The organism is Thalassolituus pacificus (assembly GCF_025318105.1).
Classification (GTDB): domain Bacteria; phylum Pseudomonadota; class Gammaproteobacteria; order Pseudomonadales; family Oceanobacteraceae; genus Venatoribacter; species Venatoribacter pacificus.
Genome location: NZ_JAOANI010000014.1, coordinates 408,598 through 432,714, shown reverse-complemented (window position 1 = coordinate 432,714; position 24,117 = coordinate 408,598). Strand labels below are relative to the sequence as shown.

Sequence of the window (24,117 nt, the reverse complement as noted above, 5' to 3'; positions counted from 1 at the left end):
CAAAAAACTAACTATTTAAATCCGCTTCAGCGTCGCCGCCAGCAAATCACGTACCTGCTGCATACCGCCACTTAATACCGCGCGGATTTCATCCATGGTAATTTCGCCTTCGCTTTTACCGGCCGCCGGATTAACCACCAGACAAACGCTGGCATAGGGAATACCCAGCTCACGCGCCAAAGCCGCTTCTGGCATGCCGGTCATCCCCACCAGATCACAACCGTCTTTTTCCAGACGATTAATTTCGGCTATGGTTTCCAGGCGCGGCCCCTGAGTGGCGGCATACACGCCAAAATCACACACCGGCAAGGTAATATCGGCAGCAGCAGAAATTAACGCCTGACGCAGGCTTTCATCGTACGGATACGTCAGGTCAATATGATCCAGCGGGCGGAATTCTCCATCAAAAAAAGTGCTCTCGCGCCCCCAGGTGTAATCCACCACCTGATGCGGAACAGAGATCGCACCGGATTGCATGGCCGGATGAATGCCACCGACGGCATTCACCGCAATAATCGCCTGCGCTCCTTGCTCCTGCAATGCCAGTAAATTCGCACGGTAATTAATTTTATGTGGAGGCACTGCATGCGGATGGCCGTGACGCGCTAAAAACAGCACGGTCTTATCACTCCAGCGACCTTCCTGTACCGCACCGGATGGTTTTCCCAGCGCAGTATTCATATCATGGCTGGCGGTAATTTCTGGGCCTTCAAGCTGGGTTAAACCGGTACCACCAATAATGGCTATTTTTTCAAAATTCATAACATTCCAATATCATTCAAACCACCGTCAGACGACGGCCTGTATTCATTCTTTTACAGCAGATTCAACAGCTGTTGCTGTATGAGAGAACGCCGCTGATTGAATTGTTCATCATTCTCAGCGCGGTTGAATGGCCCCTGCAAAGCCGCCAGACTCAAACGCTGCCATCCTGATGTATTTAATTGTTTGCCTACCGCCGCAACCACTTCAGTCGCGGCTGCCCGGTCATTACAGACCAACAACGCATTGGCGCCGGCGTTCATTGCACAAGCGGCACGTTCACCATAACCACCGACACTGGCCGCTCCGGCCATGGATAAATCATCACTGAAAATCACGCCGTTAAACTGCAGCTCGGTACGCAGAATATTTTGCAGCCACTGCGCAGAAAAACCGGCGGTATTGTCACTGTCGACCGCCGGATAAATCACATGCGCAGGCATAATACCGGCTAATAAACCCGCCGACATTAATGTCTGAAAAGGCTCGATATCATCGTTCAGCTCGATGCGGGAACGAGGATCAACCGGCAACGCCAGATGCGAATCGGCGGCAATGGCTCCATGGCCGGGAAAGTGCTTTCCGACCGCCGCCATGCCGGCTTCATTCATCCCACGCACAAAAGCGGAAGCCAGTGCGATAACGGTGACTGCATCGTGACCAAAGGCACGGTCACCAATCACCTGTGATACATCGGTTTCAATATCCAGCACTGGCGCAAAGCTCAGGTGCACTCCCTGCTTACGCAGCTCGGCGGCCATCAGCCAGCCCAGTTCATGGGCCAGAGTCAGCGCCTGTTCACGGTTGTGCTGAGATTCTTTTTCCAGCGCCAGCATCGGCGGCAGGCGGGTAAACCCCTCGCGGAAACGCTGCACACGACCGCCTTCCTGATCCACGCACAACAATAAATCGGGACGCAGACTGAGAATATCGCTGGTCAGCGCTTTCAGTTGCTGCGGCGACTGATAATTACGGGCAAAAAAGATTAATCCACAAATTTCCGGCTGCTGCAGAAATTCACGATCAGCGGCAGTTAATTCTGTGCCCTCAATATCGGCCACAACACCCACGTGTTGATTCAGGTTGTGCATTACAGATTGCGGCATGGAATCCTCGAAAAGCTGTGTTCCTGAATCCATACCGGCGTTCCGGCGCTGACCAGATCAAATAGTTCTGCAATATCGGCATTGCGCATTCGGATACATCCATGGGACAAAGGCTGGCCCATCGGCTCAGAATCGGGGGTGCCATGTATGTAGATATAGCGGCGCATCGAATCGACTTTCCCCAGACGATTAACCCCCACTTCCTGCCCCTGCAACCAAAGAATGCGGCTGAGAATCCAGTCACGCTGCGGATGTGCGGCTGCCAGCTCCGGTGAATATTGTTCTCCGGTGGGGCGGCGGCCAACAAATACCGTATTTAACGGCTGTGCACCGCCAATACAGGCACGGATACGATGCCAGCCTCGGGGAGTGCAGCCTGAGTTCTCCTGCTCGCCGGCACCATTAAGCGCCGTGGAAACCGGATAAAGATGGCAGATACCGGCACTGGAAACACGCAAGACCTGATCGGCAATAGACACTTCGATCAGGGATGTCTCAGTAGCGGGTTGCGAAGAATGTGTTTGCGCAGCCATTGGCGCCATAACAAAGGCCTGTTGGTAAATAAAGCGGAAAACGGGAATCCCGGCTCCGCTCAGCCAGCCTGATGCGGAGCGTTAAGACCGGATGCGAGGAAAGGTATCAATTTATCAACAACCTGCGCAATATCCGATCCCTTACCCAGATCGTGTTCGGCCATCGCCGTCAGCGAATCGGCACCGGATAAGGTAAACACCGTCGCGCCCAACATAAAGTGAATGCGCCAGAAACGATCTTCATCCGACAGCTCTGGCGTCGCCGCCGTGACCAGGCGCATAAAGGTTTTGAACACCGGACCATACTCTTTCTGCAAAAAGCGCCGTAAGTGACCCTGCCCCTGGGTATACGCCAGCCCCAGCAGACGCATAAAAATGCCCAGGCGACGCGGACTGTCATGCCCGGCACGCAGCGCCGTCTGCGATAGCAGCATCAATAAACCAGGTAGCTGCGGCACATGGCCATCCAACTGCGCCTGAACAGCATCCAGTTCCTGTTCAAGATCTTCACAAAACGGCGTCAGAAAGCGCGCAAACACCGCCTGAATTAACGATTTCTTTGAGCCAAAGTGATAATTCACTGCCGCCAGATTCACACCCGCCTTGGTGGTGATATTCCGCAATGAGGTTTCGGCGAAGCCGCGCTCCGAAAACAACTCCTCTGCCGCATTCAGGATACTTTTTACCGTATCTTTCTGTGCCATAACCCTGCATCTGCCCTATCACGCTGTCGCGGCTTTATTGCCATCGCCGACAGTACAAAACAACTGTTTCAAACATACGTTTAAAACGAGATTTAGGCAACCCCATATAAGGCCAAAGGCTAAAAGCCTGATACCGCCACCCTGCCACCCGCATACAGAATCAAATATGGCTGCAACAGAGGAATAAACAGACAGCAAAGAACAGGGGTTTACACTGGATAAAATACTGTATACATTTACACCATACTGTATGGATCAACAGACTGGATAAGCATCATGATCAAGCTCACGGCACGACAACAGCAGGTACTGGATTTCATCCGTTCCTCTCTGGAAGATACGGGATTTCCGCCCACCCGCGCCGAAATCGCCGCCGAACTGGGCTTTAAATCGCCTAACGCCGCCGAAGAACATTTAAAAGCACTGGCCCGCAAAGGTGCGATCGAAATCATGCCTGGCGCATCCCGTGGTCTGCGCATTGTTGAAGAACACAATCCGGGGCTGCCCATTGTTGGTCGTGTAGCCGCCGGTGAGCCTATTCTCGCGCAGGAACACATCGCCGATTATTGCGAAATTCCGCCCAGCTTCTTTCGCCCTTCTGCAGATTTCCTGCTCGAAGTTCAGGGCGACAGCATGAAAAACATCGGCATTCTCGACGGCGACTATATTGCCGTACACAAAGCCGAAACCGCCCGTAATGGCGAAATTATCGTTGCCCGCGTCGATAACGAAGTCACGGTTAAGCGCTACGAGAAGAAGCGTAATCAGGTGATTCTGCACCCGGAAAATGACGACTTTAAGCCGATTGAAGTTGATTTACGGGAAACGGAATTTGCCGTTGAAGGTTTATACGTCGGCGTCGTACGCCGTAGCTAACAGTAATTGTTCACAGGTTCGGGGTGATTGTTATGCGTCAGTTATTACTCGGAATGGAAGAAGCCGGTTTGTCACTCAGCAGCCAGCGTCCAGGCAGATTAACGCCAACCGCAGGCAATGCGCTGCGCGGCAGCCTGACGGAAGTTATCGTCAGTGAAGGGGGCGCAATTCAACCAATGCACCTGCTGCCGATGCTGGCACAGTGCAACGCACATAAACGCTGGCTGATGTGGCTCAGCCCGCATCGTCCAATGAATAAGAGCTGGCTGGAAAGCATGGGCCTGCAACATTCACCGGTGATTCATCTCGACCTGTGTAACGATACCCAGCTGGCGCTGTGCAGCAAAGTACTCGCCGCCGGCAACAGCCATATGATTGTTGAATGGCAGGGAGAACTGAGCAGCCGCGAACGCCAGGTTATCCGCCAGCAGGCCGACCAGAGTGGCAGTCATCTGGTGCTGATTCAGCGTCGCCCCTGAGCGGTATCCCCTTTAACAACATGAAGCAGACATAAAAAAGCCCTGAGATTATCAGGGCTTTTTTATGTCTGCTTCAGACGGATGACAAACATGCATCAGTCTGCCAACCGGATTAAACAGCGTTCAGTGCAGACGCTGCTGATATTCCGGCGTATCAAAATCTTCGCGTTCGACTTCCATGCCGGAGAGTTCGCCCACTTTGCGCACTCCCGCTTCCAGCATCACCCGCGCAACATCCATATGATGTGCCTGCAGGCTGGCCTTGGCATCCTCGGAAAAATGAATACACACCAGCGCATCGCTGTCCTGATCGTCGGCACGACGCAGGGCGATGTCGCCATTGGAAAGTTCTACGATTTCAAAAAAGCGCGCCATAACCGCCTCTCAAAACTGGGCGCGGGAGTGTATCACAGGATCTTTTCAATAGCTTGGCAGACACACAGAACCGTTAGTAATAAAAAGTAAACGGTTCTGTGTAAACAGGCAGAGTCGCGCCTCAACTTTCCTGACGATTAGCACGCTGGCCGTCGATCAGCCGGGTCAGATCGAGCAGCCAACCGGCTACCGGAGACTCAGGTGTTGCGACCAGTGCAATTTTAACCGGCGCATCCATTGTCTGTACCACCTGCGCTGGCTGATTAAGACCGGCTGGCCGGGTCTGTGCGTCGGCAGCGGCCAGCATCTGCGCCAGCCAGGAAAAGCCATCATCCGCCAACTGTTGCAGTTCACGCATTTCGCCAGTCGTCATTGGCGCATGCTGCAGCAACTCCGCTAACGAACGCACCGGCTGGCGATACGCCACCATATCGCCCAGCTCAGCCAGATAAGACAACCAGGCGTCACGCAGTTGATACAAAGCACTCTCTTCCAGCGCCTGTTGTAATACCGGCGGCGCCGGCTGTACATCGGCCAGCTGTGCTAACAGCAGACGGCATTGGTAGAGTTTCTGATTGGTAAAACCGATCCACTGGGACATAGCGCTTACCCGGGCTGAAAAACAAGAATCCGATTAAAAATCGATGGTCAGACCGAAGTGAGCACCATCGCCCAATTTGTAGCGGTCATTAATATCTTCGATACGAATGGTGTTATAGCGATAACCCGCATAAATACGCGCCGTAGGCAGCAGACTGAACTGCAAACGGATATCGCTGTTGATCATATTTTCAGCATCGCCGAAGGACACCACCGGCGGTGCGTAATAAGCATAGCCAGCAAGTCCGACATCCGGAGCTGCCGGAAAGCTGTAGCGGAAAAAGCCACCCACACCCATCGCTGCACCATCATAATCATCGGTGGTGAAGGCAAACAATTTTGCGCCAACACCAATATACAGATGGCTGCTTGATGGGCGTACATCCACCACATGCAGACCGGCAGACACCATATCACCGTCATCCTCATGATGCAGAGCAGCCAGATTAATGTGCAGACCAGAACCCATCTGAGTGGCATCGTAAGCAACGCGGGCGACATCATCGGCCAGGCTGATATCCAGCGAGCCTCCGGCTTGCGCCAGCGTCGGTAAAACCAGAGCACCAGCAGTCAGAAATCCCTGAGCGGCCAAACGCAACGTTTTCATATTTTTCCCCAATGATCAGATCACAACATCGGCTGCTGAGCGGATAATCCGTCACTGTTCTCCCGATAATCAGAGAGCAACAGACAGCAGCTGATTTTTATTTGCCGGCATAATAGCAGTGCGGCGGCAGTGGTTAAACCACGGCCGCCGCAACCAGAGCCTGTTAACACGGATTAACAGACACTATGACCAGTAAAAGTCGCTGTTAACGCATCAGATCAAGCAACAGTTTGTTCAGACGGGCGACATATTCTGCCGGCTGCTTTAACTGGCTGCCTTCCGCCAACTGTGCCTGCGCATAAATAACCTGCGCCAGCTCAGCAAAACGGCTGTCGTCCTGCTCACTGTCAAGACGCTGGATCAGCGGGTGCGACGGATTAATTTCCAACGCAGTTTCAGGCTCAGGAACCGCCTGCCCTGCAGCTTCCATCAGACGACGCATATGGCCACCCATATCGTATTGGCCCACCACCAGACAAGCCGGTGAATCGGTCAGACGGGAACTGACACGGACGTTTTTAACGTCACCATCCAACGCCTTCTGCACGCGTTCAACCAGATCTTTATGGGTTTCTTCCAGCGCTTTTTGCTGTTCTTTTTCTTCCGCATCGGCCAGTTCATCCAGATCCAGTTCACCTTTGGTGACATCCTGGAAGACTTTACCATCGAAATCCGTCAGGTGACCGACCATCCATTCGTCAACGCGATCGGTCAGCAGCAGAACTTCAACCCCTTTGGTGCGGAAATATTCCAGGTGCGGGCTGCTGGATACCGCGGCATAGTTGTCGCCGGTGATGTAGTAAATCTTTTTCTGACCTTCACGCATGCGCGCAATGTAGTCTTCCAGACCCACATTCTGTACCGCACTGTCACTCTTGGTGGTGGCAAAGCGGAACAGTTTGGCGATTTTTTCACGGTTAGCGAAATCTTCCGCCGGACCTTCTTTCAGCACATCACCAAATTCGTCCCAGAAGCTCTGGTATTTTTCCGGCTCGTTTTTCGCCAGTTTATCCAGCGAGTCCAGCACACGTTTCACCAGGGCGCTGCGCAGGCTGTCGACCTGTTTGTCTTTCTGCAAAATTTCTCGTGACACGTTCAGCGACAGATCATTGGAATCCAGCACACCTTTGACAAAACGCAGGTACAACGGCAGGAACTGCTCAGCGTCGTCCATAATAAACACGCGCTGCACATACAGCTTCAGACCACGGGTCGCTTCGCGGTTCCAGATATCGAACGGCGCTTTGGCCGGAATATACAGCAGGCTGGTGTAATCCAGTTTGCCTTCCACACGGTTGTGCAACCACAGCAGCGGGTCATTCCAGTCGTGTGAAACGTGCTTGTAAAACTCTTTATATTCGTCGTCGCTCAGATCGGATTTGCTGCGCGTCCACAGCGCTTTGGCCTGGTTAACCGCTTCCGGAATCTGTTTATTCTCACCATCAGCGTCATCTTCACTGACTTCCTGGGGCAGATACACCGGCACAGCAATATGGTCTGAATATTTTTTAATCAGCGAACGCAGACGGAAACTGTCAGCAAATTCACCATCGTCTTCTTTCAGATGCAGAGTAATGCGGGTACCACGATTGGCTTTGTCGATGCTTTCCAGAGTGAATTCACCCTCACCGGCCGATTCCCAGCACACACCATCGGCGGCATCATCACCGGCACGGCGGGTTTCTACGGTCACTTTGTCGGCAACGATAAAGGCCGAATAAAAACCAACCCCGAACTGGCCAATCAGTTGCGAATCTTTCTTCTGATCACCGCTCAGTTTGCTGAGAAATTCTGCGGTGCCGGATTTGGCAATGGTGCCGAGGTGATTGATCACCTCTTCACGGTTCATACCGATACCATTATCTTCGATGGTCAGAGTACGGGCTTCTGTATCGAAATCGATGTGCACACCCAACTCTGCGTTTCCTTCAAACAGAGCATCGTTCTGCAGAGCTTCAAAACGCAGCTTGTCGCAGGCGTCTGAAGCGTTGGAAATCAACTCACGCAGAAAAATCTCTTTGTTGGAATACAAAGAGTGAATCATCAAATGCAGCAGTTGTTTAACTTCGGTTTTAAAACCCAAGGTTTCTTTGCTGGCTGCGGTCATGTTCGTCTCCTTTACAACGCGCCATAAAAAACAGTGTTGTTTAAATGGGGTCGCAACTGAGCATTTCAAGCGCTGGCATGCACTTACGCAAATCGGCCAGACGTTGCGGCAACCCGGCGTCGTTCGCCAGCTCGGTGACAATGGCAACCGAGCCGATACCGGTTGCCACCACCGGAGCCACATTGGCTGCGGTAATCCCGCCAATACAGGTCAGCCGCTGCCCTTCAATAGGCTCAGCAAAACGCGTCACCCAGATGTTCAGCTGCTCAAGCCCCAGCGGGGTATAGCGCAACACCTTCGACAGTGGTGTAAACACCGGGCCAAAGGCGATATACGACGGGTTAACGCCGCGTGCGCGGGCAATTTCCCAGTCGCAGTGGGTACTGATACCCAGTGCAATGCCCGCTTCGGCCAGCGCCTGCAGATCCGCTGTTAGCAGATCTTCCTGCCCCAGATGCACACCAAAAGCGCCCAATTCCAGCGCCAGCTGCCAGTCGTCATTAATAAACAAAGGCACTGAGGCCTCTGCAGCACAACGGATGGCTTGCGCCGTCTGCGCTTTGTAGTCATCAGCGGGATTTTTCACCCGCCACTGCAGACTGTCGATGCCCAGCGTCAGCAAACGTTTAAGATGCGGCAGATTATCCACCAGCCCATAAAGCCCCAGAGGCTGCGGCAAGCGCGGAAAATGCACAGCTGTTGTCCGCTGTTGCACAGGAACGACCTGCGGCCAATCTTCGGCCACCGACTCACTCAGCGGGCGCGCCCAGGCATTGTGGTAACCATTGGCGCGCTCACTGGCTGAACGGATTGCCAGACGCACCGCCGCCACCGCTCTGCTCAGGGCATCGTACAGCGTATGGCCCTGCGCCAGACCGCAGGCAATGGCACTGGCCAGATGACAGCCGGTGCCGTGGGCCTTGAGCGGTAAGCGCCGGTGGCGGAATACAAACGCCCGCAATAAATCCGGGCCGGGTAGCTGATCACCGAAAGCGTCTGCAGAAGCATTCAGAGGAGCCGCAAAGAACGCATCCTGAATCCATTCGTCAGATTCCGCACTGCCAGCCTGAGCGCTGTCGCCGCCGGTAATCAGCAGATGCTTAACGCCCAAAGCCTGCAGTGCGGCGGCGGTTGCAGTTGAATTTACTGCTGGATGTGGATGTCCAGCTGCGCCGCAGTCAGTCAGCAGCTGGCCATATTCATTATCCTGCGGCTGCAATAACGCCAGCAGCGCCTGTGCTTCTGCCAGGTTAGGCGTCAGTAGATCAACCCGCTGTAACAGCGTCAGTAATGCGTCTTTCGGCCAGTTCGCCTGAGGTAAACCGCCCTGCGATGCCGACAGCACCGGGTCCCAGATGACTGGTCCTGCGTATTCCTGCAGTTTTTCCAGCAACCAGGGCAGCAGCAGATTGCCCGGTGGCAACCAGCCGATTTTAATCGCCTGCGGCCAGCCGTCGGCTTTCAGGCTCTGCCATTGCTGTTCCAGCATCGCCCGCGACAGCACTTCAACGGCCTGCACGCCCTGACTGTTCTGCGCAGTAATGGCGCAGATCAGCGTGGCACAATCGGTATCCAGCGCCCGCGCCATGGTCAAATCGGCCTGACTGCCGGCGCCGGCACTGCAGTCGGAGGCGGCAATGCTCCAGATTTTTGCCCGGCTCACCGGGCCTGAAATAAGGCTCATACTCCACCTCCGGTCTGATGCCAGAACGGCAATCCTAATGTTGGTGTTGAGGGGGATGCCTGATCACGCTCGCACATCAGGCCAGCACGATAGGCAGCCCGGCCGCCATCCACCGCCTGTTTAAACGCCGCTGCCATTGTGGCCGGATCATTAGCTCGCGCCACTGCGGTATTGAGCAGCACGGCATCAAAGCCCATTTCCAGTGCGGCCATGGCCTGGGAGGGTTTACCCAGCCCGGCATCCACCACCAATACCGCCTGTGGCAGACGTTCGCGCAGGGTTTTCAGCTGATACGGGTTCATCAGTCCTTTGCCGGTGCCAATAGGAGCGCCCCAGGGCATCACCGCCGCACAGCCCAGCTCCAGCAGGGTCTGGCACAGCACCAGATCGTCGGTGCAGTACGGCAGCACCTTAAACCCCTGCGCTACCAGCTCGCGCGCCGCTTCCACCAGCTGCAGCGGATGCGGCTGCAGGCTGTAGTCATCGCCGATAACTTCAAGTTTGATCCAGTCGGTGGCGAACAGCTCACGCGCCATCTGCGCCAGCAGAATCGCTTCACGGGCACTGAGACAACCGGCGGTATTCGGCAGCAGCTTTGCCCCGGTACTGGCCAGTTGCTGATGCAGCAGATGCCAGTGGCCATGTTCACTCACCTGCTCCTGTACCTGAGCGGCACTCTGCCGGCGCAGCGATACGGTGACAAATCCGGGGGTTGCCGCGGCAATGGCATCACCCATCACTTGTGGTGACGGGTACAGGGAGGAGCCCAGCCACAAACGGCTGCTGATGGTCTCACCGGCAATCTGCAGCACGTCGGCACCAGCGTCAGGTGCAACATTATTTTCTGTATTCATATCCCTCTCCAGAACCCTGCTCAGCCACCGGTAATGGCACCGAGAATATCGATGCAGTCATCTTCGTTAAGGCCGGTCGTGGCATAAAGCGCTGCACTGACGATCTGCTGGTTCACGGCAACAATAAAATTGCCACTCACAGCCGCATCCTCCGGCCGTATTTGCAGATAGCCAAGCTGTTGCAGCAATTGCTGCAGGCTAAGCCCTGCGCTGACCAGCAGATCACAGGACTCGCCATTAATAATCAGGCGCATGCTTCACCTCCGAAGGCGATGGCTTGTGAGGGGATGGACTTTGAGGGGGCGGACTGCCCGGTTGGCGCAGGCTCCAGTCCAAGAGCTAAGCCATGCTGCTGTTGCAGACGCTGCAGCAGCGCCGGCGCCAGCAGATAACCGTGACGGAACAGACCATTAATACTGAGCACCCCATCATCCTGAGCAAGGATCTGCGGACGATGATCGGCCAGTGCCGGGCGTAAGTTGACGTCGAAGTTCAGAATCCGCGCTTCGGCCAGTGCCGGACTCAGACAATAGAGCGCACTGAGCATTTCCAGCGCCGAGCGCACACTGACCGGCGAGCGGTCTTCGCTTTCGATTTCGGTCGCGCCCAGCACATAACGGTGTCGTCCTTTCGGCACCAGATAGAGGTGATAGCGCGGATGCAGCAACCGTATCGGCCGCGAAATCTGCACCTCCTGGCTTTCAATCCATAACACCTCACCGCGTACGCCACGCAGCTGTGGCAAAGCGGATTTGGCGCCCAACCCACGACAATCAAGTTTAATGGCGGCGTAAGGCGGGAAATCGTTCAGCGCTGTTGAAAAATAAAAGCGCGCGCCAAAACTGCGGGCAGCCTGATGCAGAGCCGGTAATAACGCACGGTTATCAACCCAGGCTTCGTGGCGTAGCCAGAAACCTTCAGCAAGTTGTGGATTCAGTGCTGGCTCAAGGTCCTGCAACCGCGCCTGATTCAGACGCTGAATGGCGGCTTCGTTTTCACGGCCGTCATCGGCGGGATTCCATAAACCGCCCTGACGCAGATCCTGAGCAAACTGCGCAAGCTCGGCCTGATCCGCCGGATGGGCCACCACCAGACTGCCGCTCTGGCCATAGTGCACGGCAATGCCACTGTTGGCGTGCAGCTCCGGTAATAACTGCGGCCACAGTTGTAACGACTGCAGGCCCAGCGCAAAGACTTCCGGATGCGCCAGCGAGCGCTCGCTGTAAGGCGCGACCATTGCCGCGGCGGTGTGCGCCGCACTGGCGGGCTGATCTTCGGCGGCGGCTTCGTACACCTCCACCTGAAAGCCCTGACGGGCCAGACGCCACGCCAGCAAGCTGCCCATCAGGCCCGCGCCGGCAATACAAACCCGACGCTGCTCGCTCATGCTTCGGCCTCCTGATAGAGCGCACTGCCGCTGGCGCGGAATTCTGCGGCTTTTTCAGCCATGCCCTGCTGCGCTTCTTCGTACTGCGGCGCGTCCTCCGCCTCCTGAGCCGAAGCAAAATCGCGCACTTCCTGCGAGATTTTCATCGAGCAGAATTTTGGCCCGCACATAGAACAGAAATGCGCCAGCTTATGGCCTTCTTTCGGCAGGGTTTCGTCGTGGTAACTGCGTGCCGTATCGGGATCAAGGGCCAGGTTGAACTGATCCTGCCAGCGGAATTCAAAACGCGCCTTCGACATCGCATCATCGTGCAGCTGCGCGCCCGGATGGCCCTTGGCTAAGTCAGCGGCATGAGCAGCAATTTTGTAGGTAATTAAGCCCTGTTTAACATCCTCTTTATTAGGCAGGCCTAAGTGCTCTTTCGGCGTGACGTAACACAGCATGGCACAGCCATACCAGCCAATTAACGCCGCGCCGATGCCTGAGGTAATATGGTCGTAGCCCGGCGCAATATCGGTGGTCAGCGGTCCTAAGGTATAAAACGGCGCTTCGTCACAATGTTCGAGCTGCATCTCCATATTTTCTTTAATTAAATGCATTGGCACATGGCCCGGACCTTCAATAAAGGTCTGCACATCGTGCTTCCAGGCGATTTTGGTTAATTCACCTAGGGTTTTTAATTCGGCAAACTGCGCTTCGTCATTGGCATCGGCAATGGAGCCGGGGCGCAGACCATCGCCGAGGGAGAAGCAGACATCGTAGGCTTTCATAATGTCGCAGATGTCTTCGAAATGGGTGTACAGGAAACTCTCTTTATGATGCGCCAGACACCATTTCGCCATGATCGAACCACCACGGCTGACAATACCCGTCACCCGTTTGGCAGTCAGCGGCACATGCGCCAGACGCACACCAGCGTGAATGGTGAAATAATCCACGCCCTGTTCGGCCTGCTCAATTAAAGTATCGCGGAATAATTCCCAGGTCAGGTCTTCGGCCACGCCGTTGCATTTTTCCAGCGCCTGATACAAAGGCACAGTACCAATAGGCACCGGTGAATTACGGATAATCCATTCGCGGGTTTCGTGAATATGATCGCCGGTGGATAAATCCATCACGGTATCGGCACCCCAGCGGGTGGCCCAGACCATTTTTTCCACTTCTTCTTCAATGGACGACGTGACCGCCGAATTGCCGATATTGGCATTGACCTTGGTGCGGAAATTACGGCCGATAATCATCGGCTCGGTTTCCGGGTGGTTAATATTATTGGGAATAACCGCCCGCCCGCGGGCGATTTCTGAACGGACAAATTCCGCGGTAATTTCTGCCGGAATCGACGCGCCGAAACTAATCCCCGGATGCTGGCTTTTTTGTGCCTCATCCAGCTGCGCCCGGCTTAAGGCCAGATTTTCGCGGATGGCCACATATTCCATTTCAGGGGTAATAATGCCCTGTCGCGCATAATGCAGCTGGGTAACATTTTTGCCCGGCAATGCCCGGCGCGGACGGCGCTTAAGTTCAAAGCGCAGTTTTTCCAGCGTCAGGTTCATATCGCGGATACGCGCATATTCGGAGCTGAAACCGGTAAGCTCCTCAGTATCGCTCCGTTCATTAATCCAGTTCTGACGCAGCGGTTGCAGACCCTTGCGTACATCAATACTGGCTGCAGGGTCGGTATAAGGACCGGAGGTATCGTATACCCGCAGCGGCGCATTGGCTTCGGTTTTACCGTTAGCCAGCTGTGTATCGGACAGCGCAATTTCGCGCAGCGCGACCTTTAAATCGGCACGGCTGCCTTGCACATAGAATTTTCCGGAAGCCGGAAATGGCTGCAGAGAGAGTTCGTCAACACGCATCTGTTCGCTTAACGATGTATGCGCTGAATTGTTTTTGCCCATGCTCAATACCTTTTTAGCCGTCGCAGACGACGGAAGAAAAATAACGGCAGGCAGCGAAGAAAAGAAAAAGATGATCACAGGCAGCAGCAAAATACTGACAGCCCACACCGTAAACGGTGACTGACCGGGGTTTAAGAAATCGGCGACAGCCGCGAAAAACCCGCTTTTCTGTTCCCTACGCTGGCACTAACCAGATCAGGTTCAACGGGATCCGCAAACACATTGCGATCTCAACCTCTTTGATGTTTCAGCACGCTGAACATCCTGAGGCACCCCGACAGAATCGGCACAGAGTGTACGGCAGAGAAGACTACGCGGACAAGACACCCGGCGGGTTATTTATGCAAAACATCCGCGCCGGGCAGGCATCAACGGCGGTCAGAAAAGCCGCCGTAAGTGAAACAGCCGGGCATTAACGCGCCAGCAGAAAATGCGCGCGGGCTGTGGCAACCGGGCTGGTGCGCTCAGTCTGCCAGGCGGTAATGGCGACGTTGGCAACGCGCGAGCCCTGACGCCAGACCTGACATTCAGCAAAGGTATCCTGATGACGCCCGGCACGCAGATAATCGAGGGAGAAATCGATCATTTTCGGTAATGCGGCAGTATCCATGGTCATCATCAGATGCAGTGACGCCGCCAGTTCCATAAAGCCGCCGATCACGCCGCCATGAATGGCCGGTAAAATCGGATTGCCGATATTGTCTTCGTTAGCCGGCAGATGAAACAGCACATCCTGACCAAAACGCTGAAATTTCAGGCCAATTAAATTGGCATAGGGAATACCATCCACCAGCGGCTGAAAATTACCGCTCTGCTGCGCCTGTTGCAGCACGGTTTCAAAACTCATTGTGCGGCTCCTGTGGTCGTTACATCATCGCCGTGCTCAATCAGGGCACGGAATTCCGGCGGTGTCATGTTCTCGCCAATGCGCATAAAAGTGGCCGCGCACTTGGCGACCAGATCGCGCTCTTCGCCCTGAAAGACTTCGCACTCGGTAAACACCACCGAACTGGCCACGCGCGTTACCCGTGCTTCGGCAAACAGATCGCGGTTTGGCGTTGCCGCTTTCATGTAGTCCATGCGCAGATCCAGTGTCGGGCACAACTCAAACCCCGGCAGCGAGGAGAACACCGCCGTACCACAGGCGGTATCCATCAGCGTGGTCAGGCTGCCGCCATGCACGGTGCCGGTGACCGGGTTGCCCACAATCTGTTCGCTGTAGGGCAAACGCATAATCAGCACATTGTCCTGTGCACTTTCCACCGTCAGCCCCAGCACCTGACAATGACGCAGGGTGGCGACAAAACGCTCGGCCCGTGTTTTAACCGATAAGCTCATAAAATCTCCACTGAGGGTGAATGTGACAGCCAGACAGGCACCGTGAATTCTATCAGGAAATGGCCTGACCGGCGCAAAGGGCGCCCGTTATACCGCAAACGCGGATTTTGGCAATGACCGCTTCGCCGACAGCGATTGACCAAATCGTTCATAACTCTGACATTCTGCGCGCGGATGCCTCAATCCTCTGCGATTGCCGTTGCCTCCCGTGCTAAGGTGTTGCGCTCAGCCATAAGACATTTGTGACCAGTAACCACGGAATTGATGTATGAATTTTGACGATTATCTGCAACAGGTTAATCAGCAGGATACGCTGGAAATCCACCCCAGCTGGGGACAGGGCCGCACCACCTTTGGCGGCCTTTCCGCGGCACTGATTCTGCACCGTATAGAACAAGGACTCGATGCCGGGCAAATTCTGCGCTCACTGAATGTCAGCTTCTGCGGCCCGCTCAATACCGGCGAGCCTTTTACGCTCAGCAGTCACAGCGTACGGGCCGGTAAATCCATTGCTCATTATCAGGGCCAGACCGTACAGCAGGATCAGGTCACTACGCTGGTTAATGCCTGTTTTGGCCGCGAACGGGAATCCGATATTCGGGTTTCTCTTCCTGCCGTTGAGTGCGGCCAGCCAGGATCGGGCCAGGCCATGCCATTTATTAAAGGACTGACACCGGAATTTACCCAGCACATTAACTTTACCTACGTTGACGGCGGCCTGCCCTTCACCAACAGCAAACACAATGTTATCCGGGGCTGGATGCGTTTTAACGATGGTGAACGCGCGCTGAGCAATGCCCATCTGGTGGCGCTGATTGATGCCTGGCCGCCAACTCTGCTGCAGAAGCTGAAAAGTCCGGCACCTTGTGCCAGCGTAACCTGGAGCGTCGAAATGGTGACACCGCTGAGCCAGCTGCCGCAGTTACCGGGCGGCAGTGACTGGCTCTGGTACGAGGCGGATATCCGCCAGGCACACGATGGCTATGGCCATACCGAAGCGCGAATTTATACCGCCAACGGTGTGCTGCTGGCGCTGAGCCGCCAGTTGGTTGTGGTTTACGATAAACGCTGAGGCCGTTCTTACGGCAGCCTGATACCTTTGTCTGACTATCAGGCTGCAACAGCACTTTCTTCCCTCTATTCCTTCCGATTAGTTGCTCAATAAGCAGCGGGCAACTATTACTTAGTCATCAATTTTTCTGCTGATGACAGCTATGGCTACCAACGTTCTGATCTGCGACGACTCAAGTTTTGCCCGTAAGCAAATGGCACGGGCGATCCCAAAAGAATGGGAAGTGGACATTCATTTTGCCGGTGATGGCGTGGAAGGCGTACAGGCCATCCGCGAAGGAAAAGGCGAAGTGGTTTTTCTCGACCTGACGATGCCCAACCTGGATGGCTACGGTGTACTCGAAACCATCCGCAAGGAAGACCTGCCCGCCATGGTGATTGTCGTATCCGGCGACATCCAGCCTGACGCTCAGGATCGGGTCAAAAAACTCGGCGCAATGGCTTTTATTAAAAAGCCAATTGATGCCGAAAAAGCCCGCGAAGTGCTGACTGAATACGGCATTCTGACAGGGGCATAATATGACAGTGACATCGACGGAAGTATCGCTGAACGAAGACCAGCGTGACTGCTATCAGGAACTGACCAACGTAGCGATGGGTCAGGCCGCTGACCGGCTGGCACGACTGCTCGACGTGTATGTGGTATTGCCCATTCCTAAAGTTAACCTGATCGAATCCAGCGACCTGCATATGGCTATTCAGGATGCAGAAACCGATTCTGCCATGTCAGCCGTATGCCAGGGCTTTATTGGCTCGGGCATTGCTGGTGAAGCGCTGCTGCTGTTTAACGATACCAGCTTCTCAGATCTGGCAGCACTGATGAACTACGGCGGCGAACTCGACCGCTATGGCGAGCTGGAATTACTGATGGACGTCAGCTCCCTGTTAATCGGCGCCTGTATTCAGGGCATTGGCGAGCAACTGGAAATTCACTTTAATCAGGGCCACCCGGTGGTGCTTGGGCAGCATTGTAAAGTCGACGACATTTTAAAAAGTGGCAATCATCAATGGACGAAAACACTGGCCATTGAAATTCACTACACCATCGAGCATGTGAATATCGACTGCGACCTGCTGCTGCTGTTTACCGAAGATTCGGTCGGAAAACTGAACAACAAAATTAATTACCTGCTGGATTAACGTATGACGGATTCAAACATTGAATTTGGTGACATCCACTGGCTGATGGATATTCTGCAGAATATTGATGTTGGCCTGGTGGTACTCGACCGGCAGTACAATATCCAGCTGTGGAATGGTTTTATGGAAAGCCACAGCGGCTTAAGTCCGCAAAAAGCCAAAGGGGAAAATCTGTTTGATTTATTCAGCGAGATTCCCAAAGACTGGTTTATGAAAAAAGCGGAACCGGTTTATCAGCTGAAAACCCGTACCTTTACCATCTGGGAGCAGCGCCCGTATTTATTCCGCTTTAAAAACTACCGGCCAATTACCGGTCGCGCGTCGGTTATGTACCAGAACACCAGCATTATCCCGCTGGAATCCATTAACCGCAGCGTTGATCATATCTGTGTGATTATTTATGACGTCACCGATATTGCCGTCAGTCGCGAAGATGTGATGTCGGCCAATCAGACTCTGAGTGAATTTAACCGTACCGATCAGCTCACCGAACTGACCAGCCGGGGTTACTGGCTGAAAGAGCTGGATCGTGAGTTTTTGCGCTGTCAGCGTTCGGTACTGCCCAGCACACTGGTGATGTTTGATCTGGATGACTTCCGCTCGATTAACGGCCATCACGGCCATCAGGCCGGTGATCAGGTGCTGCGCTCGGTGTCCGAAGGATTGCGCCAGACTTTGCGCCAGACCGATCAGATTTGCCGTTATGGTGGCGAAGTATTTGCCGCATTACTGGTGGATACCGATGAAGATGAAGCCGTTATCTTTGCCGAGCGGGTGCGCAAAATGATCGAACGGATGGAAATCAAATACGGTCAGCAAAGCATTCGCGCCACCGCCAGTCTGGGTATTGCACGCTACCAGAAAAGCTTTACTACGGCGCAGGATTGGCTGCAGGCTGCAGACAAAGCGCTGTACCATGCCAAAGAAAGTGGCCGCAACAAAACCACGGTCTTCCAGCCCAAAGCGCACTGAAATCACCCTCCCGAGGCTGACAGATATGCTCAGCCATCCTTGCTATTCCTGATCAATAACAACAAAATCACACCCGGCCACTCCGGCCGGATACTGTGAGTTTCAGGCATGTCGAGTCACTGGATACCCCGCCCTTTTATTGATGCTCCTCTGCGCGGTGCTGCCGGGCTGGGACTGAATCCACACCATCTGTGGGCTGCAGCCGGGCTTGATCCAGCCATTCTGAATAACCCGGACGGGCAAATTAATGCCAACGATTATGCCAGCCTGATGGCGGTACTCTGGGCGCACAGTGATGACGAATTAATGGGACTGGCACCGGTGCGCAGCCATTCCGGCACCTTTGCTATGATGTGCAAAGCCATCATCAGTTGTTCGTCGCTGGAACACGCCCTGCATCGGGCCCGGCGCTTTTACGCCTTGTTTGATGGGGCTCCTAATATCCGTGTGATTCATGGCCCGCAACTGTCGCGCATTCAGATAGAACACGACATGAGCTGCGATCCGGACCATTTTCTCAGCGAATCGCTGCTGGCTATCTGGCATCGCCTGAGCAGCTGGTTGGTGGGCCAGGGCATACCATTGCTGTCGGTGGGTTGCTGCTACCCACCACCCGCGCATGCTGTGCTGTATCAGAATTTATTCGCCACGCCGGTTAAATTTAATGAAGACAGCACCTATCTGCTGATCCCCAGCCGCGTTCTTACCCTGCCTGTCAGCCAAACGGCGGCTTCTCTGCGGGCTTTCCTGAATCACTCCCCGGCCGATTTTCTCGCCCGGCCGAACCCGCACGAAAGCATGACCGGTAAGTTACGCCAGCTGTTCCGCCGTTATGATATCGCCTGCCTGCCGGATCTGGCGCACAGCGCCACTCAGCTGGGAGTTTCCGGTGCTACACTGAGAAGACGTTTATTCGATGAACAGACATCGTTTCAGAAGCTGAAAGATGAGTGCCGGCTGGAAGAAGCCAGCCTGCGACTGGCACAGCAGGATACCAGCATCCGTGAGATTGCCGAGTACCTGGGATATACCGAAACCAGCACATTCCACCGCGCTTTCAAAAAATGGATGGGACTGACACCGGGTGATTACCGCAGCCAACAACAGGGCATCCGCCGCTGATTCCGGTATTTTTCCGGCAGCAGCCCGCGAGCGGCTGATCCGGGCTTTACTCTTACTGCTGTGTTTATTGCTCACTCCCTCAGCGTCTACTGCAGAAACGGATCGCTGGACGTTAACCCCTCAGGATTCCGGCCGGACACTCGGCAGCGAGTTACAATACTGGCGCGAAACCAGCAATCATCCGCTGGCATTGCATGAGTTGCTGGCTCTTCAGCCAAACTGGCAGCCACACCCTGATACGATACCCAATTTTGGTTTATCCGCCGACGCCTACTGGTTTCATGTGCAAATCCACCTGCCTGAAGCCAGCGACCAATGGCGATTAAGTATTGAATTTCCACTGCTGGATCTGGTTGATCTGTATATTCAGTTTGATCAACGAACCCTACAGCAAGAGCAATTTGGCGATGCCTTGCCGTTTAGCAGCCGTCCGATACGTCACCGCAATTTTCATATTCCTTTGCATCTGAAATACGCCGGTCATTACGATATTTATATTCGTGCGCAAAGTCAGGGATCGATGCAGGTTCCTGTTGCCTTCTGGCTCCGGGATGAGCAGGAGGCAGAAAACACCGATGACTATATATGGGCGGGACTGTACATCGGCTTTATTGCAGCCATCATCGTCTTCAATCTTTTTATTGCGATCACCACCCGCGAAAAATACATCGTTTATTTTGTCTGCTTTATGCTGGCTTATCTGATGTTTTATGTATCGTTAAGCGGGTTTGGTTTTGAGTATGTATGGCCTGACGGTTTATGGCTGCAAGAGCGTTTAACCATTCTTTGTGTATCCGCAGCGTGCATTTTTTCGGCGTTGTTTGCGCAGCGTTTTCTGCGCCTGAAACAACATCACCCGCGTCTGCACAGAATCAACCAGATAGACTTTTACCTGCCATTACTGACGCTGACAGCCAGCTTTTTTATTGACTATCAGCTGGCCGTAAAAGTAACCATGACCAGTACCATTTTTATTGGTTTTCTCAGCCTGGTGATCGGTATCAGCGTCGCGCTCCAGCGGACGCTATCCGGCTTATTTTATGCCGCAGGCTGGCTGACTTTATTGCTTGGCGTGATTATTCACAGCATGAGCAAGGAAGGGTTTTTACCCATCACCCCCTGGATCGAGTACTCATCACACATTGGCTCAATACTTTTAGTCTGCACTCATAGCATGGCCATTGCGCTGCGTTTTTATGAAGAGCGCCGGCAACATAAATTAACCTTGGAACAAATGACCGAAGCACAGCGCGAAACTCTGCGCTCACGTTACCGCATGCAGGAAGCAGAACTGCAACGTAAGCAGACAGAGTCAGAAAATCAGGCAAAGTCGGCGTTTCTGGCCATGATGAGCCATGAAATCCGCACGCCACTGAATGGCGTGTTGGGCATGGTGCAATTATTAGGGCAAACCCCTCTTGATCTGCAGCAGCAGCGTTATCTGGAAACGATTAATACCTCGGGTGAATCCCTGCTGACCATCCTGAACGATATTCTGGATTTATCGAAAATGAATTCCGGCAAACTGCAGCTGGAAATGCAGGACGTTGCCTTACATGAACTGGTCAGCGATTGCCTGACACTTTACACCCGGCAGGCGCAAGAAAAAGGTCTGACATTGCTGGCTTATTTGCATCTGCCGTTGTATCAGACCATTAACACCGACCCCACACGCCTGCGACAGATCATCAACAACCTGCTCAGTAATGCCGTTAAATTTACCGATAACGGCAGTATTACTCTGGACCTGCGTTTTTCCGCTGGAACAATGCGGCTCTGTATTAAAGATACCGGCATCGGTATCAGCGAGGAGTATCAGTCACGGTTATTTGAGCATTTCAGTCAGGCCGATATATCCACTTCGCGTCATTATGGTGGTACAGGGCTTGGGCTGAGCATCTGCAAACAATTAACCACTCTGCTGGGGGGAGATATCAGCGTCCGCAGCCGTACAGGTGAAGGCAGCGAGTTTATGCTTACCCTGCCCGGCTGCCAGCCCTCCAATCCGCTGAATCTGGAAACCATTACCACAGGCAGCGTTCATATTCAGTTGAGCAACCCGGAAGAGCGCGAGCTTGCCACTCGGTTTATGCGCGAGCTTGGCTTTCAGCCAACCGAGCAAAAAACGGCCGATTTAGTGTTCAGCGATCAGCCCTGCAGCCATCTGCACAATCCGCATGAACAACATATTATTTATCTGTGCGATAAAAATATGCCGGGTCTTGAACCCTGGCGTCAGCTTGTCCGGCCACTGAAAACATCCAGCATTGTGCGCCGCCTGAATGGCCAGGGAGCCCTGTACGGTAACAGCCACCATGTGCCGTCTTTATTATCAGGCGACTACCGCGTCTGGGTTGCTGAAGATAACCCGGTTAATCAAAAAGTGATTGCCGGTATGTTGCGTCACCTCGACCTGCAGTACGAACTGTTCAATGATGGCCAAAGTATCACTGAAGCCTGGCAAGCAATGTCTGAGACGCAGCGCCCGGATCTTATTTTAATGGATTGTGAAATGCCGCTAATGGATGGCTTTACGGCCACTCTGTTACTTCGTGAAAGTGAACAGTTATCCGCTTCAGGCAAACGGGTTCCTGTTATTGCCATCACCGCCCACGCACTACCGGAATACCGCGAAAAGGCCATGAACAATGGCTTTGATGATTTCCTCAGCAAACCCATCCGTCAGCAACAGCTGCGGCAGTTATGCCAGCGCTGGCTGCAGACACCACCATCCTGAACACAGCCTTGACTTGAACCGGTTAATACGCGCGCGCTTCATAACCCTGTCACAAACTGCCCTTAATAATTGCGCCCTCAGCGATCACAGGAGCCGGTATGAACTGGTGGCAACAGGGAGTGTTTTATCAGATTTATCCGCGCAGCTTTCAGGACAGCAACGCTGACGGCATTGGCGATATGCGCGGTCTGATTCAGCGCCTGGATTATCTGAACGATGGCACCCCGGATTCTCTCGGCATCGACGCCATCTGGTTGTCGCCATTTTTTCCCTCACCGATGCACGATTTTGGCTACGACATCAGCGATTACTGCGCCATCGATCCTGTATTTGGCAGCATGGAAACATTTGACGAATTACTGCAGCAGGCGCACCAGCGCAATATCCGTATTATTCTTGATCTGGTCGTCAACCACACATCGGATCAACACCCCTGGTTTCAGCAAAGCTGCACGCCGGGGTCGGATAAAGCCGACTGGTATATCTGGCATCAGGGCGAACAGCCTCCCAATAACTGGCTCGGCTGCTTTGGTGGTCGTGGCTGGACGTTTAATCCGCAGCGTAACGCCTGGTACTACCACTCTTTTTTGCCGCAACAACCGGATCTTAACTGGCGCAATCCGGCGGTTAAACAAGCCGTACGCGAAATTATGGAATTCTGGCTGAATAAAGGAGTGGATGGTTTCCGTCTGGATGTGGTGAATCTGTATTACAAAGATGCCCGGTTGCGTAATAACCCAACCGACTGGTTCAGACTGGCGCGGCCTTACGATCGTCAGCGCCACATATTCGACCGTGATCAGCCGGAAATGCACAGCCTGCTGCATGACATGCGACGCTGGGTGGATACCTTTCCGCAACGCATGATGGTGGGTGAAATTATGCTCGCCGAAGCCGGCAACAGTGATTTACCGGCCAGTTATTATGGTCAGAATGACGAGCTGCATCTGGCCTTTAATTTTGAATTTCTGCGCGCACCGTTTAAAGCGGCCGCTTTCCACGCCATTATTAAAAAATGGGTGGATGTATTAGGCGATGAAAACTGGCCCAATTACACCTTAAGCAACCATGACTTCCGCCGCCACGCCAGCCGCTACCGCGACGGCAAGCACACACTGGCGCGTCTTAAAGTACTGGCAACACTATTACTGACCTTACGCGGCACACCGTTTTTATATTATGGCGAAGAAACCGGCATGCCTGAGCAAGGCGTTAAACGCCGTGACCTTAAAGATCCGGTGGGCATCCGCTACTGGCCGCTGCACCCCGGACGCGATGGCTGTCGCCGGCCGATGATGTGGGATGCTCCGGTGAACACGTTTACTCAGGGCCGCAGCTGGCTGCCGGATGAGCCCCTCCCTGCGCACAGTGTTGCGCATCAACATCACGACCCGGACAGCCTGCTGAGCTGGTATAAAAAGCTGATCTGGCTGCGGAAAAAAATGCCCGCGCTCAATCAGGGTAATCTGCGTTTATTGCAGGCACCGGACAATGTTCTGGCCTACGAACGCAGCGCCATTAATGCCAGCGCCGGGGAACGGTTATTAATTCTGCTGAATTTTTCCAGACAGCCGCAATTAACCAGTCTGCATCCGCAGGCACTGGCCAGCTGTCTGCTGAATAGCCTGCATCAAGACGCAGATACTCAGGACCCGCATGGCGCACTGGTCTTTCATCGCGGACAACTGCAACTGCAGCCACTGCAGGCTCTGGTGCTGCAATTACAGGCCGATTATCCGCTGAAAGTGTATGTCTGAATGTT

24 protein-coding genes and 1 riboswitch are annotated in these 24,117 nt (G+C 53.9%); of the genes, 9 read left to right on the top strand and 15 right to left on the bottom strand.

Annotated features, from left to right (window positions below; translation table 11 throughout):
- Positions 1-15: 15 nt before the first annotated feature.
- The 4 genes from NYR02_RS06775 to NYR02_RS06760 are packed head-to-tail and all read right to left on the bottom strand — an operon-like array spanning position 16 to position 3,105.
- Complete coding sequence (locus NYR02_RS06775; RefSeq protein WP_260975605.1) at positions 16-762, bottom strand: S-methyl-5'-thioinosine phosphorylase; 747 nt, start codon at positions 760-762, stop codon at positions 16-18.
- Between the two features lie 53 nt (positions 763-815).
- Positions 816-1,868 (bottom strand): beta-N-acetylhexosaminidase, encoded by a 1,053-nt coding sequence (gene nagZ, locus NYR02_RS06770; RefSeq protein ID WP_260975604.1) that lies wholly within the window; start codon positions 1,866-1,868, stop codon positions 816-818.
- Positions 1,853-2,401: a L,D-transpeptidase family protein gene (locus NYR02_RS06765; protein ID WP_420864299.1), complete on the bottom strand. Its 549-nt coding sequence runs from the start codon at positions 2,399-2,401 to the stop codon at positions 1,853-1,855. The genes nagZ and NYR02_RS06765 overlap by 16 nt, the downstream gene beginning before the upstream one ends.
- Positions 2,402-2,460: 59 nt before the next feature.
- Positions 2,461-3,105 (bottom strand): TetR/AcrR family transcriptional regulator, encoded by a 645-nt coding sequence (locus tag NYR02_RS06760; protein ID WP_260975602.1) that lies wholly within the window; start codon positions 3,103-3,105, stop codon positions 2,461-2,463.
- Positions 3,106-3,381: 276 nt separating this feature from the next.
- On the opposite strand from NYR02_RS06760, the gene lexA reads away from it, so the two are divergent.
- Entirely contained in the window at positions 3,382-3,981 is a 600-nt protein-coding gene (lexA, locus tag NYR02_RS06755; protein WP_260975601.1) for a transcriptional repressor LexA, read from the top strand.
- 32 nt (positions 3,982-4,013) lie between these two features.
- Positions 4,014-4,460 carry a cell division inhibitor SulA gene (locus tag NYR02_RS06750; protein ID WP_260975600.1) on the top strand — a complete coding sequence of 149 codons (447 nt, stop codon included), beginning with the start codon at positions 4,014-4,016 and terminating at the stop codon, positions 4,458-4,460.
- A gap of 123 nt (positions 4,461-4,583) precedes the next feature.
- Here NYR02_RS06750 and NYR02_RS06745 read toward each other — a convergent pair whose 3' ends face one another.
- The 11 genes from NYR02_RS06745 to NYR02_RS06695 all read right to left on the bottom strand — a co-directional run bounded on the left by NYR02_RS06745 (position 4,584) and on the right by NYR02_RS06695 (position 15,313).
- Entirely contained in the window at positions 4,584-4,835 is a 252-nt protein-coding gene (locus tag NYR02_RS06745) for a hypothetical protein (protein WP_145470427.1), read from the bottom strand.
- A 121-nt stretch (positions 4,836-4,956) separates the two neighbouring features.
- Complete coding sequence (locus NYR02_RS06740) at positions 4,957-5,436, bottom strand: DUF6586 family protein (RefSeq protein ID WP_260975599.1); 480 nt, start codon at positions 5,434-5,436, stop codon at positions 4,957-4,959.
- A gap of 33 nt (positions 5,437-5,469) precedes the next feature.
- On the bottom strand, positions 5,470-6,042 hold the full coding sequence (locus NYR02_RS06735) for a YfaZ family protein (RefSeq protein WP_260975598.1): 573 nt from the start codon (positions 6,040-6,042) through the stop codon (positions 5,470-5,472).
- Between the two features lie 205 nt (positions 6,043-6,247).
- The gene (htpG, locus tag NYR02_RS06730; protein WP_260975597.1) at positions 6,248-8,149 is read right to left on the bottom strand and encodes a molecular chaperone HtpG; all 1,902 of its coding nucleotides are present in this window, start codon (positions 8,147-8,149) and stop codon (positions 6,248-6,250) included.
- Positions 8,150-8,189: 40 nt separating this feature from the next.
- On the bottom strand, positions 8,190-9,833 hold the full coding sequence (locus NYR02_RS06725; protein WP_260975596.1) for a bifunctional hydroxymethylpyrimidine kinase/phosphomethylpyrimidine kinase: 1,644 nt from the start codon (positions 9,831-9,833) through the stop codon (positions 8,190-8,192).
- On the bottom strand, positions 9,830-10,687 hold the full coding sequence (locus NYR02_RS06720) for a thiazole synthase (RefSeq protein ID WP_260975595.1): 858 nt from the start codon (positions 10,685-10,687) through the stop codon (positions 9,830-9,832). The genes NYR02_RS06725 and NYR02_RS06720 overlap by 4 nt, the downstream gene beginning before the upstream one ends.
- 20 nt (positions 10,688-10,707) lie before the next feature.
- Entirely contained in the window at positions 10,708-10,941 is a 234-nt protein-coding gene (gene thiS, locus NYR02_RS06715) for a MoaD/ThiS family protein (RefSeq protein WP_260975594.1), read from the bottom strand.
- Positions 10,932-12,074 (bottom strand): FAD-dependent oxidoreductase, encoded by a 1,143-nt coding sequence (locus tag NYR02_RS06710; RefSeq protein ID WP_260975593.1) that lies wholly within the window; start codon positions 12,072-12,074, stop codon positions 10,932-10,934. Before NYR02_RS06710 ends, thiS begins: the two co-directional genes overlap by 10 nt.
- Positions 12,071-13,975, bottom strand: a complete 1,905-nt coding sequence (gene thiC, locus NYR02_RS06705; protein ID WP_270049518.1) for a phosphomethylpyrimidine synthase ThiC — start codon at positions 13,973-13,975, stop codon at positions 12,071-12,073. Before thiC ends, NYR02_RS06710 begins: the two co-directional genes overlap by 4 nt.
- Positions 13,976-14,130: 155 nt before the next feature.
- Positions 14,131-14,262, bottom strand: a riboswitch (TPP riboswitch).
- Positions 14,263-14,387: 125 nt separating this feature from the next.
- On the bottom strand, positions 14,388-14,822 hold the full coding sequence (locus NYR02_RS06700; protein WP_260975592.1) for a PaaI family thioesterase: 435 nt from the start codon (positions 14,820-14,822) through the stop codon (positions 14,388-14,390).
- On the bottom strand, positions 14,819-15,313 hold the full coding sequence (locus NYR02_RS06695; RefSeq protein WP_260975591.1) for a PaaI family thioesterase: 495 nt from the start codon (positions 15,311-15,313) through the stop codon (positions 14,819-14,821). The genes NYR02_RS06700 and NYR02_RS06695 overlap by 4 nt, the downstream gene beginning before the upstream one ends.
- 268 nt (positions 15,314-15,581) lie before the next feature.
- On the opposite strand from NYR02_RS06695, the gene NYR02_RS06690 reads away from it, so the two are divergent.
- From NYR02_RS06690 to NYR02_RS06660, 7 genes are all read left to right on the top strand, one after another.
- Complete coding sequence (locus NYR02_RS06690) at positions 15,582-16,385, top strand: acyl-CoA thioesterase (protein ID WP_260975590.1); 804 nt, start codon at positions 15,582-15,584, stop codon at positions 16,383-16,385.
- Positions 16,386-16,527: 142 nt separating this feature from the next.
- Positions 16,528-16,902: a response regulator gene (locus NYR02_RS06685; protein ID WP_260975589.1), complete on the top strand. Its 375-nt coding sequence runs from the start codon at positions 16,528-16,530 to the stop codon at positions 16,900-16,902.
- A gap of 1 nt (position 16,903) precedes the next feature.
- Complete coding sequence (locus tag NYR02_RS06680; RefSeq protein WP_260975588.1) at positions 16,904-17,524, top strand: histidine kinase; 621 nt, start codon at positions 16,904-16,906, stop codon at positions 17,522-17,524.
- 3 nt (positions 17,525-17,527) lie between these two features.
- A complete protein-coding gene (locus NYR02_RS06675) occupies positions 17,528-18,496 on the top strand; it encodes a GGDEF domain-containing protein (RefSeq protein WP_260975587.1) in 969 nt (322 codons plus the stop codon).
- 108 nt (positions 18,497-18,604) lie between these two features.
- A complete protein-coding gene (locus NYR02_RS06670; RefSeq protein WP_260975586.1) occupies positions 18,605-19,618 on the top strand; it encodes an AraC family transcriptional regulator in 1,014 nt (337 codons plus the stop codon).
- Complete coding sequence (locus NYR02_RS06665) at positions 19,581-22,355, top strand: hybrid sensor histidine kinase/response regulator (protein WP_260975585.1); 2,775 nt, start codon at positions 19,581-19,583, stop codon at positions 22,353-22,355. The genes NYR02_RS06670 and NYR02_RS06665 overlap by 38 nt, the downstream gene beginning before the upstream one ends.
- A 98-nt stretch (positions 22,356-22,453) precedes the next feature.
- Positions 22,454-24,112 carry an alpha-amylase family glycosyl hydrolase gene (locus tag NYR02_RS06660; protein WP_260975584.1) on the top strand — a complete coding sequence of 553 codons (1,659 nt, stop codon included), beginning with the start codon at positions 22,454-22,456 and terminating at the stop codon, positions 24,110-24,112.
- The last annotated feature ends 5 nt before the right edge of the window (positions 24,113-24,117 follow it).

Excerpts from the sequence above, each read along its gene's own strand:
- NYR02_RS06775 (WP_260975605.1), bottom strand. The coding sequence starts at position 762 with ATGAATTTTGAAAAAATAGCCATTATTGGTGGTACCGGTTTAACCCAG.
- nagZ (WP_260975604.1), bottom strand. The coding sequence starts at position 1,868 with ATGCCGCAATCTGTAATGCACAACCTGAATCAACACGTGGGTGTTGTG.
- NYR02_RS06765 (WP_420864299.1), bottom strand. The coding sequence starts at position 2,401 with ATGGCTGCGCAAACACATTCTTCGCAACCCGCTACTGAGACATCCCTG.
- NYR02_RS06760 (WP_260975602.1), bottom strand. The coding sequence starts at position 3,105 with ATGGCACAGAAAGATACGGTAAAAAGTATCCTGAATGCGGCAGAGGAG.
- lexA (WP_260975601.1), top strand. The coding sequence starts at position 3,382 with ATGATCAAGCTCACGGCACGACAACAGCAGGTACTGGATTTCATCCGT.
- NYR02_RS06750 (WP_260975600.1), top strand. The coding sequence starts at position 4,014 with ATGCGTCAGTTATTACTCGGAATGGAAGAAGCCGGTTTGTCACTCAGC.
- NYR02_RS06745 (WP_145470427.1), bottom strand. The coding sequence starts at position 4,835 with ATGGCGCGCTTTTTTGAAATCGTAGAACTTTCCAATGGCGACATCGCC.
- NYR02_RS06740 (WP_260975599.1), bottom strand. The coding sequence starts at position 5,436 with ATGTCCCAGTGGATCGGTTTTACCAATCAGAAACTCTACCAATGCCGT.
- NYR02_RS06735 (WP_260975598.1), bottom strand. The coding sequence starts at position 6,042 with ATGAAAACGTTGCGTTTGGCCGCTCAGGGATTTCTGACTGCTGGTGCT.
- htpG (WP_260975597.1), bottom strand. The coding sequence starts at position 8,149 with ATGACCGCAGCCAGCAAAGAAACCTTGGGTTTTAAAACCGAAGTTAAA.
- NYR02_RS06725 (WP_260975596.1), bottom strand. The coding sequence starts at position 9,833 with ATGAGCCTTATTTCAGGCCCGGTGAGCCGGGCAAAAATCTGGAGCATT.
- NYR02_RS06720 (WP_260975595.1), bottom strand. The coding sequence starts at position 10,687 with ATGAATACAGAAAATAATGTTGCACCTGACGCTGGTGCCGACGTGCTG.
- thiS (WP_260975594.1), bottom strand. The coding sequence starts at position 10,941 with ATGCGCCTGATTATTAATGGCGAGTCCTGTGATCTGCTGGTCAGCGCA.
- NYR02_RS06710 (WP_260975593.1), bottom strand. The coding sequence starts at position 12,074 with ATGAGCGAGCAGCGTCGGGTTTGTATTGCCGGCGCGGGCCTGATGGGC.
- thiC (WP_270049518.1), bottom strand. The coding sequence starts at position 13,975 with ATGGGCAAAAACAATTCAGCGCATACATCGTTAAGCGAACAGATGCGT.
- NYR02_RS06700 (WP_260975592.1), bottom strand. The coding sequence starts at position 14,822 with ATGAGTTTTGAAACCGTGCTGCAACAGGCGCAGCAGAGCGGTAATTTT.
- NYR02_RS06695 (WP_260975591.1), bottom strand. The coding sequence starts at position 15,313 with ATGAGCTTATCGGTTAAAACACGGGCCGAGCGTTTTGTCGCCACCCTG.
- NYR02_RS06690 (WP_260975590.1), top strand. The coding sequence starts at position 15,582 with ATGAATTTTGACGATTATCTGCAACAGGTTAATCAGCAGGATACGCTG.
- NYR02_RS06685 (WP_260975589.1), top strand. The coding sequence starts at position 16,528 with ATGGCTACCAACGTTCTGATCTGCGACGACTCAAGTTTTGCCCGTAAG.
- NYR02_RS06680 (WP_260975588.1), top strand. The coding sequence starts at position 16,904 with ATGACAGTGACATCGACGGAAGTATCGCTGAACGAAGACCAGCGTGAC.
- NYR02_RS06675 (WP_260975587.1), top strand. The coding sequence starts at position 17,528 with ATGACGGATTCAAACATTGAATTTGGTGACATCCACTGGCTGATGGAT.
- NYR02_RS06670 (WP_260975586.1), top strand. The coding sequence starts at position 18,605 with ATGTCGAGTCACTGGATACCCCGCCCTTTTATTGATGCTCCTCTGCGC.
- NYR02_RS06660 (WP_260975584.1), top strand. The coding sequence starts at position 22,454 with ATGAACTGGTGGCAACAGGGAGTGTTTTATCAGATTTATCCGCGCAGC.